The following is an 8,318-nucleotide window of genomic DNA, read 5'->3' as shown; positions in this document are numbered from 1 at the left end:
CTAATCTTCTTATTATTTAAGAATGACAATTAATTTTTTGTAAAAGCTGTAAGAGATAGTCGGACGTAAACCGCAACCTACTACCATACCATGAAAACAACTCTCCATCCACTATCCAAACAGTAGAATCAGGGAAAATTGCCTCCATTTCTTCAACATGCTCATTCTTAAATGGATAAGGTTCGGATGATAAAAAAATATGCTCAGGTTTAAGTCCTCTTAAATCTGAAAGAGACATTGCGGGGTAGCGACTCATAGCTACCACATTAACAAAACCTGCCTTTCCCAAAATAGTATCAATAAAAGTATCTTTTCCTGCCAGCATATAAGGATCTTTCCAAATAAAATATGCCACTTTTTTTCGGCATCCTAGATTTTGGGGAATTTCTGCGAAGCTCTTTTCAATGCTTTCAGTGATTTGAATTCCATTCTCAGTTTTACCTGTGAGCTCCGCAATTTGCCTAATCATCTCTATTGCATCCTCAAAAAGCGTGATATCACTCATCCAAACGGGGAATTCAAGCATCAATTCTTCCATTTGTGCTTGATCATTTTCCTCCTTATTCCCAATAATAAGATCCGGATTTAATGCCCTAATTTTATCTAGATCGAGTTTTTTAGTACCGCCAATCTTGGTTTTAGACTTAAATGTATCATGAGGATGAATGCAAAACTTGGTAATCCCAATAAGCTCCTCATCCAAACCTAAATCGAAAAGAAGCTCCGTTTGGGACGGCACCAGAGAAATAATCCGCTTTGGCGGAAAATTAAGGGAAATAAGCCTCCCCATTTGATCTGTGAATGTACGCTTTTGCATATTTTACAAAATAAGCTAAATTTTATTAATGAAAAATTAACCTAGTATTCAATGGGTTTCAAATCACTTGTGGGTTATTTTTTACGGAAAGGTCAATTTTGAAATTTAATTAGTTAAAATAGACCAATTTTAATTTTTAATTCTATTAAAAGAATAATGGTCGGCTTAATATTAATGCAATTTAATTAGCGGGATATTTTTCAGATTTCAATAATTTTCTCTATCCCAGCATCATCTGATAATTTTTATCGATTTATTTGGGATGGATGATTACAGCAATTAGTATAAAATCACTTAAATTTTACGCCAAAAGAAGCTAAGAATTTTCCTGATCCAAGGATGAGAAAAAAAATTAGAGTTATTCGATGAAACTATTCATCATAAAAATCTTGTAGCGCACCAAAGTAATTCAAATTCCAGCCATCGATCATATCTTGAAGATCAGAATCAGGAATATTAGTATGGCGAAGCTCGAGGGAAGTACCGTTTTTATCAGGATGCAAAATAAAAGTTACTATTGATTCTTCAGGCTGATCACCAAAATACCACTGTTGAACAATCTTTTTATTCTCAACAAACTCGATATTCTTACCCACAATACTGTCATCCCACAAAGAAAATTCTGAGCCTGGTTCAGTACTCATAATAGCCTCTGCTCCGGTCCAGAGTGAAATAGTTAGTGGATTTGTTAAAGCGAGGTAAACCTCTTCGGGACTAGCCTGTATGAGATAATAATTTTTGAAATCTTTCATAATTTATGGTACAAATCTAAAATAATTGACCGAACTATTGATTTACAAATCTCAGTAAAAGAAAGAAAAAATTATTAAGACTTATTTCTTTTGGGAAAGGAAGGAAATATTCAGGGAGTAAGGAATTGAATAATTAAAAAGGCTGGATAAACCAGCCTTTTTAATTATTTAAAACAGTGCTAAAATTATTTTGCACTGTTTTTCTTCTCAGTCACTTCATTTCTGATTTCCTGAGCTAAATTTTTCAAATCTTGCATGCCTTTACGAACTCTTGTTCCTGCAGCACTGTTACCTGAATTGTAAAATTTGTTAGCGTCTACTTCAACTGAAGCAAACAATTCTTTCATTTTTGAAAATTTATCCATCGTTGTTTTTTTTTAAGGTTCAACAAATCTAATTTATTTAGATGTATTGACAAGCGCTTTTGCATTATTTTTTTATTATTAATTAACCTTTAGTTAAAAAATGGATTAAATAGTCATTAAAAGCGTTTTTTTTAGCAATAAAGAAAATCAGATTTTGTTATCAATCCAAAATCTGAGCTAATAATCATGATTTAAAGCTGATTTGAGGTCAAATAAAAAATGATTTTACCTGAAAAAGTCAAAAACCAGCACAAAGAATTTGAAACAATACCATTAATACATTGTTTCAATATTAGCTTTTTCAAGGATGAAAATTATTTAAAAAAATAAAAAATCTTCCAAATTTTTACAAAGCAACCATTTAAATACTTCCAGAAACATTGTCAATAAAAAATTAATTAAATTCTTAATAAATGCAAGCATTATCATATACAATCCCTTTCAGCGAGATTCACATTGATGACATTGCCCGCGTAGGTGGGAAAAACTCATCATTAGGAGAAATGTTCAACCAATTGAATAGTAAGGGCATAAATATTCCGGATGGCTTTGCCTTAACTGCCGATGCATATCGACTATTCAGAAAGGAAAATAAAATTGAACAGGATCTTAAAGAGCTTCTGTTTACCCTCGACAAGCAAGATTTTAGCAATTTGACTAGTATTGGAGAGCAAGCAAGAAGCCTAATCCTTTATTCAAAAATTCCTGAAGAAGTAGAACAACAAGTAAAAACAGCCTATAATTCACTTTGCAGCAATTTAGGGGTAGAAGTGCTAGATGTAGCTGTTCGCAGTAGCGCTACTGCCGAAGATTTGCCTACTGCGAGTTTTGCCGGTAGAATGGAATCCTTTTTGAACATCAATGGTAAAGAGCAATTATTGGATGCTATTAAGCTATGTTATGTATCCTTATTTACGGATAGGGCTATAAAGTACCGACATGATATGGGCTTTATGGAAAAGGATATTGCCATTTCGGTAGGGGTTCAACAAATGGTTAGAAGTGATAAAGCATCGTCTGGGGTAGTATTTACGATTGATCCCGACACCGGTTTTAAGAACACAATAATTATAAATGGTATTTGGGGACTAGGTGAAAATATTGTCCAAGGCAGGGCAATACCCGATGAATGGATAGTTTTTAAACCAACGCTCAATCAAGATCAGTATAAACCCATTATAAAAAAAGTTTGTGGTAAAAAGGAGTTTACCATGGTTTATGCCGAAAAATCTGACTTGCAAAGCAGTGAAAATACCATATTAAATTTAGAAACAAGTCAAGAGAAACAGAAAGAATTCTGCCTTAACAATTCTGAAGTTATTCAATTAGCAAAATGGTGCCTTAGCATTGAAGATCATTATGGAAAAGCAATGGATATTGAGTGGGCTAAAGATGGCATTAACAATAAACTATACATTGTTCAGGCTAGGCCAGAAACTGTTCATGCAAAACCTAAAAAACAAGTACATGAAATTTACTGGCTTGCCGAAAAATCAAAATTATTGGCTACAGGAATCGCTCTGGGAGATAAAATTAGATCTGGGAAAGCTCGAATACTTAACAATCCACAGGAGGGTAAACAATTAAAAGAAGGAGAAATTTTAGTAACCGACATCACTAATCCAGATTGGGATCCTATCTTAAAAAAAGCAGCGGCAATTATCACCAATAAAGGCGGAAGAACAAGTCACGCAGCCATAGTAGCGCGCGAGCTAGGAACTTTAGCTGTTGTAGGTTCGGGAAATGCCACCAAGGTGATTGAAACTGGTGATGAAATAACCGTTTCTTGCGCAGATGGTAAATCAGGCAATATTTATGAAGGATTATTAAAATGGACTGTTGAAGAGCAGGATTTCAGTAAAGTTAAGCTTCCTAAAACCCCTGCCCTATTGATATTATCTGATCCAGAAAGAGCATTTGAGCTTAGCAAATATCCCAATCATGGAGTTGGTTTAATGCGACTTGAATTTACGATTTCAAAGAGTATAAAAATACACCCTTTAGTATTTTGCGAGCCTGAAAAAGTAGTTGATGAGGAGATTAATGGTAAAATCAAAGAAATCATTGGAAACTACCAGGATGGTAAAGAATACTTCGTTGATCAACTTGCAGAAGCGGTTTCAATGGTTGCAGCGGCCTTTTATCCCAAAGAAGTAATTGTAAGATTTAGCGATTTTAAAAGCAATGAATATGTGAATTTATTAGGAGGATCCTATTTTGAACCAAATGAAGAAAACCCTATGATAGGCTTGCGTGGTGCATCAAGATACTATAGCAATTTCTACAAAGATGCTTTCGCACTTGAATGCCGAGCCATGAAAAAAGTGAGAGATGAAATGGGCTTAAAAAACGTCAAACTAATGATTCCTTTCTGCAGAACCATTGAAGAAGGTGAAAAAGTATTAGCAGAAATGGCAAAAAATGGCTTGAAAAAAGGAGTAAATGGACTTAAAGTCTATGTTATGATTGAAATACCAAGTAATGTGCTTTTAGCAGATGAATTTGCTAGGCTTTTTGATGGATTTTCGATAGGTTCAAATGATCTAACTCAGCTCACTCTGGGAATTGATCGCGACTCAAGTTTGGTAAATCAATTATTTAATGAAGAAAACCCTGCTGTAAAAGAGTTAATACGGCGAACGATAAAAGCTGCCAAGCAAAATGGAATTAAAGTTGGGCTTTGTGGGCAAGCGCCAAGCGACATTCCTGAATTTGCCGAATTTCTCATTGAAGAAGGCATAGACAGTATTTCATTTACTCAAGATGCACTTGTTGAAGGGATAGAAAATATGAATCACGCTGAAAAAAAGCGTTTTAAAGCTCCTAAAAGGCTCTCTGTCAAAAATTAAAAAGCAGAAATAAGTTAAATATTACAAAATTATTTCATGAATTGGCATAAGCTATCATCTTCAGAAGTTGCAGAGGAATTAAAGAGCAATACAGAGGGATTAACGAGTGAAGAGGCACAAGTGCGCTTGGTTAAATTCGGCAATAATGAACTGATAGACAGTAGAAGCAAATATAAAATTTGGAGAATTTTGTGGAATCAGTTCAGTGATTTCATGATTATTATTTTAATCATTGCTGCTATAATTTCCGGTTTTGCGTCTGATTTGAGCGACACCATCATTATCCTTTCTATAATTTTTATCAATGCCTTAGTCGGATTTATCCAGGAATATAGAGCAGAAAAAGCGTTAGAGTCCTTAAAAAGTATGGCTAGGAGTCGCGCGCATGTTTTCCGAAACAAACAATTAGTAAAAATTGATTCTAGCGAGTTAGTTCCAGGTGATGTAATAACCCTAATTTCCGGCGATATAATTCCAGCCGACATTCGATTTATAAGCACTTATAGCCTCAAGGTTGACGAATCGGCATTGACTGGCGAATCTCAAAATATCGAGAAGAATATCACAGAGCTCAAAGAATCAAATTTAGCAATTGGCGATCGCACGAATATGTCTTTCAAAGGAACCTTTGTTACAAGTGGGCGGGGCACAGCCTATGTAGTGGAAACGGGCATGAATACAGAATTAGGTCATATTGCTAAATTAATCCAAAAAAATGAACAGGTTACCCCTCTGCAAAAAAGACTAAATAGCTTTGGTAAAACCCTATCCATAATCATTTTAGCTATTTGTGTTTTTATTTTCCTTTCGGGATGGCTGAGAGGTGAAAGCCTTATGGAAATGCTCCTTTTATCAATTTCTTTGGCTGTTGCTGCCATTCCCGAGGCCCTACCCGCTCTAGTAACTATCTCCTTAGCAATGGGCGCAAAAAAACTAGTTAAACAACAAGTATTAGTCAGAAAACTCCATGCAGTAGAAACACTAGGATCAGTAAATTTTATTTGTACCGATAAAACTGGGACTCTTACCGTCAATAAAATGACCGTAGAAAAGGTTTTTGAAATTGAAGATTCGAAAATACTTCCTGGTATTTCAGATAATTTAATGCTGATGGCTATGGCTTTGAGTAATGATGTAAGCAAAAATGAAAAAGGCAATTGGATTGGAGAGTCTACTGAACTTTCACTACTAAATTTCGCCCTAACAAAAAATCAAAATAAACATGATTTAGAGAAAGTCTTTCCAAGAATTGCAGAAATACCTTTCGACACCAATAGAAAGTGTATGAGCACTCTACATCAAACAGATGAAGGCATTTTAGTAATTAGCAAAGGGGCGGTAGAAATGCTGTTAAAAACATCCCTTTTAAGCAATAACTCTGAGATTGACAATTTAGAAAAGCAGGTGAATGATTTATCGGAGGCTGGACATCGAGTTTTAGGTTTTGCTTATAAACTATTGAAAGAACTACCACAAGAAATAACACCAGAGTATGTAGAATCATCCCTAACTATGCTAGGCTTCGCTGCAATGATTGATCCTCCGCGAGAAGATGTTAAGGAAGCAATTTCACAATGCAAGGAAGCTGGAATTACACCAGTAATGATTACTGGCGATCATAAACTAACGGCCACAGCTATTGCGAAAGACTTGGGTATTATCAATTATAAGGATGATTTGGTAATTAGCGGTGCTGAGCTTGCTGAATTAGATGATGAGCAATTCGATGAATTAGTTGAAAAAGTAAAAGTATATGCCCGTGTTGACCCAGAACAAAAGCTAAAAATTGTGAATGCACTGCAAAGCAAGGGGAATTTTGTGGCGATGACTGGCGATGGGGTAAATGATGCTCCAGCACTAAAAAATGCAGATATTGGTATAGCTATGGGAATTAATGGAACGGAAGTATCCAAAGAAGCAGCGCATATGATTCTTCTTGATGATAATTTTTCAAGCATAGTTAAAGCTATTCAACATGGACGTCAAATTTTTGATAATATCTTAAAATTCATAAAATACATCATGACCGGTAATTCGGGAGAAATTTGGTGCATCGTCTTAGCACCTTTTTTAGGGCTCCCGATTCCACTTCTTCCCATTCATATTTTATGGATTAATTTAGTGACCGACGGGCTTCCAGGACTTGCCCTAGCATCTGAGGCAGCCGAACCTAATATTATGAAGCATCAACCGCGAAAACCTTCAGATTCTATTTTTGCTGGAAACATGGGATGGCATATACTCTGGGTAGGTCTTTTGATAGGCTTAGTGACATTATCAATTCAAGCTTGGGCAATTAAATATGGAAATGGTAATGAACTAACCATGGCCTTTTCTGTCTTATGTTTCAGTCAGCTTGGACACGTATTAGCCATAAGGTCTAATAAAAGATCTCTTTTCAAAATTGGCTTATTTAGTAATAAAGGAATGTTATTTGCAATTTCACTAACTATTTTGCTACAAATGATGATTATTTACATGCCTGCTTTAAATAAAATATTCAAAACACAAGCACTAAGTCTGAAAGAATTAGCACTCACATTGGCCGCGTCAAGTATTATATTTTTGGCTGTTGAGTTAGATAAATACATAAGATACGAAAAAAATAGCAGAATTCAAAGTTAAAATGAATAAATCGCTTTATGCGACTCTAATCCATCAAAAAGATGGACCCTGAATAAAGCTTTATACCATTATTCAAATCAATAGAGTAATAATAAGTTCCTTTTGGGATAGAAGTCCCACGATATGTCCCATCCCACGGTTCTTGATAGCCCTTACTTTGATAAATAATAGCCCCATTCCTATTAAAAATAAGGACATCTGCATTGGGGAAAGAATCTAAGCCCGCCACATTCCAAAGATCGTTTATACCATCACCATTAGGCGAAAAAGCATTAGGTATTCGAATATTTGTGAGCACTTTTATATTCACTTGATCTGAAGCCACCTTATTACAAGCATCTGTTACCTCGAGCGTATAAATCATATCACGGTTAGGAGTTGCAATTGGATTCAAAACATTAGGATTATCAAGAAAAGTATCTGGTATCCACTTATAACTAAGGGAATTGCCTGAAGCAGACGCATTTAAAACTATTGGTCTATCTTGCATGATTTCTTTATCCTGACCTGCATCTACGTTGGGGCCATCAAGAAATCCAATTTCAATAATGTCAGAATTTATACGGCAACCAAAAGAAGAAATATTGAACGTTTCAGCAACAGTAAGGCGGTATTTTTGAGAAACCAAACTACTTGAGTTTATTATAATGGGGCTTGATTTACTTTTAGCATTTGGCATATCAGTCCAGCCAAAATTATTAATATTTGCTTGCCACTGAAAGGCAGGATTAGTAAAACCAGGACCTAAATTGGCATCTAAGGTAATCATCTGACTTGGGCCTTCACAGAGTAAAAAGTTTGTCAAGCTACCATTTAATTTAGGTTCAATGCTTGGTCCGCAAGCCCTAAACGTAATATCATCTAGAGCAAGATCATTACCATTACCTCCTGGAGCGGTATTAACTATTTT

At 35.2% G+C, this 8,318-nt stretch carries 6 protein-coding genes; 2 read left to right on the top strand and 4 right to left on the bottom strand.

The genetic code is table 11. The annotated features are described in order from the left end of the window. Nucleotides 1-16 precede the first annotated feature (16 nt). The 3 genes from ACIQ0D_RS09865 to ACIQ0D_RS09855 all read right to left on the bottom strand — a co-directional run bounded on the left by ACIQ0D_RS09865 (nucleotide 17) and on the right by ACIQ0D_RS09855 (nucleotide 1,934). Nucleotides 17-817 (bottom strand): ABC transporter substrate-binding protein, encoded by an 801-nt coding sequence (locus ACIQ0D_RS09865; RefSeq protein WP_395805152.1) that lies wholly within the window; start codon nucleotides 815-817, stop codon nucleotides 17-19. 371 nt (nucleotides 818-1,188) lie between these two features. Beyond that, on the bottom strand, nucleotides 1,189-1,569 hold the full coding sequence (locus ACIQ0D_RS09860; RefSeq protein WP_395805150.1) for an SRPBCC domain-containing protein: 381 nt from the start codon (nucleotides 1,567-1,569) through the stop codon (nucleotides 1,189-1,191). 185 nt (nucleotides 1,570-1,754) lie between these two features. Further along, nucleotides 1,755-1,934, bottom strand: a complete 180-nt coding sequence (locus ACIQ0D_RS09855) for a histone H1 (protein ID WP_291401461.1) — start codon at nucleotides 1,932-1,934, stop codon at nucleotides 1,755-1,757. Between the two features lie 413 nt (nucleotides 1,935-2,347). Here ACIQ0D_RS09855 and ppsA point away from each other — a divergent pair, with 413 nt between their 5' ends. Continuing rightward, complete coding sequence (gene ppsA, locus ACIQ0D_RS09850) at nucleotides 2,348-4,783, top strand: phosphoenolpyruvate synthase (RefSeq protein WP_395805148.1); 2,436 nt, start codon at nucleotides 2,348-2,350, stop codon at nucleotides 4,781-4,783. A 36-nt stretch (nucleotides 4,784-4,819) separates the two neighbouring features. Further along, entirely contained in the window at nucleotides 4,820-7,408 is a 2,589-nt protein-coding gene (locus ACIQ0D_RS09845) for a cation-translocating P-type ATPase (RefSeq protein ID WP_395805146.1), read from the top strand. Between the two features lie 25 nt (nucleotides 7,409-7,433). Here ACIQ0D_RS09845 and ACIQ0D_RS09840 read toward each other — a convergent pair. Then, nucleotides 7,434-8,318 (bottom strand): gliding motility-associated C-terminal domain-containing protein (locus tag ACIQ0D_RS09840; RefSeq protein ID WP_395805144.1); only part of this gene is annotated, 885 nt, incomplete at its 5' end.

Origin of the sequence: Daejeonella sp. (assembly GCF_044342615.1) — a bacterium.
Classification (GTDB): Bacteria; Bacteroidota; Bacteroidia; order Sphingobacteriales; family Sphingobacteriaceae; genus Daejeonella.
The sequence above is the reverse complement of the archived record's forward strand: the minus strand, read 5'-3'. Positions and strand labels throughout refer to the sequence as shown.

Excerpts from the sequence above, each read along its gene's own strand:
- ACIQ0D_RS09865 (WP_395805152.1), bottom strand. The coding sequence starts at position 817 with ATGCAAAAGCGTACATTCACAGATCAAATGGGGAGGCTTATTTCCCTT.
- ACIQ0D_RS09855 (WP_291401461.1), bottom strand. The coding sequence starts at position 1,934 with ATGGATAAATTTTCAAAAATGAAAGAATTGTTTGCTTCAGTTGAAGTA.
- ppsA (WP_395805148.1), top strand. The coding sequence starts at position 2,348 with ATGCAAGCATTATCATATACAATCCCTTTCAGCGAGATTCACATTGAT.
- ACIQ0D_RS09845 (WP_395805146.1), top strand. The coding sequence starts at position 4,820 with ATGAATTGGCATAAGCTATCATCTTCAGAAGTTGCAGAGGAATTAAAG.
- ACIQ0D_RS09860 (WP_395805150.1), bottom strand. The coding sequence starts at position 1,569 with ATGAAAGATTTCAAAAATTATTATCTCATACAGGCTAGTCCCGAAGAG.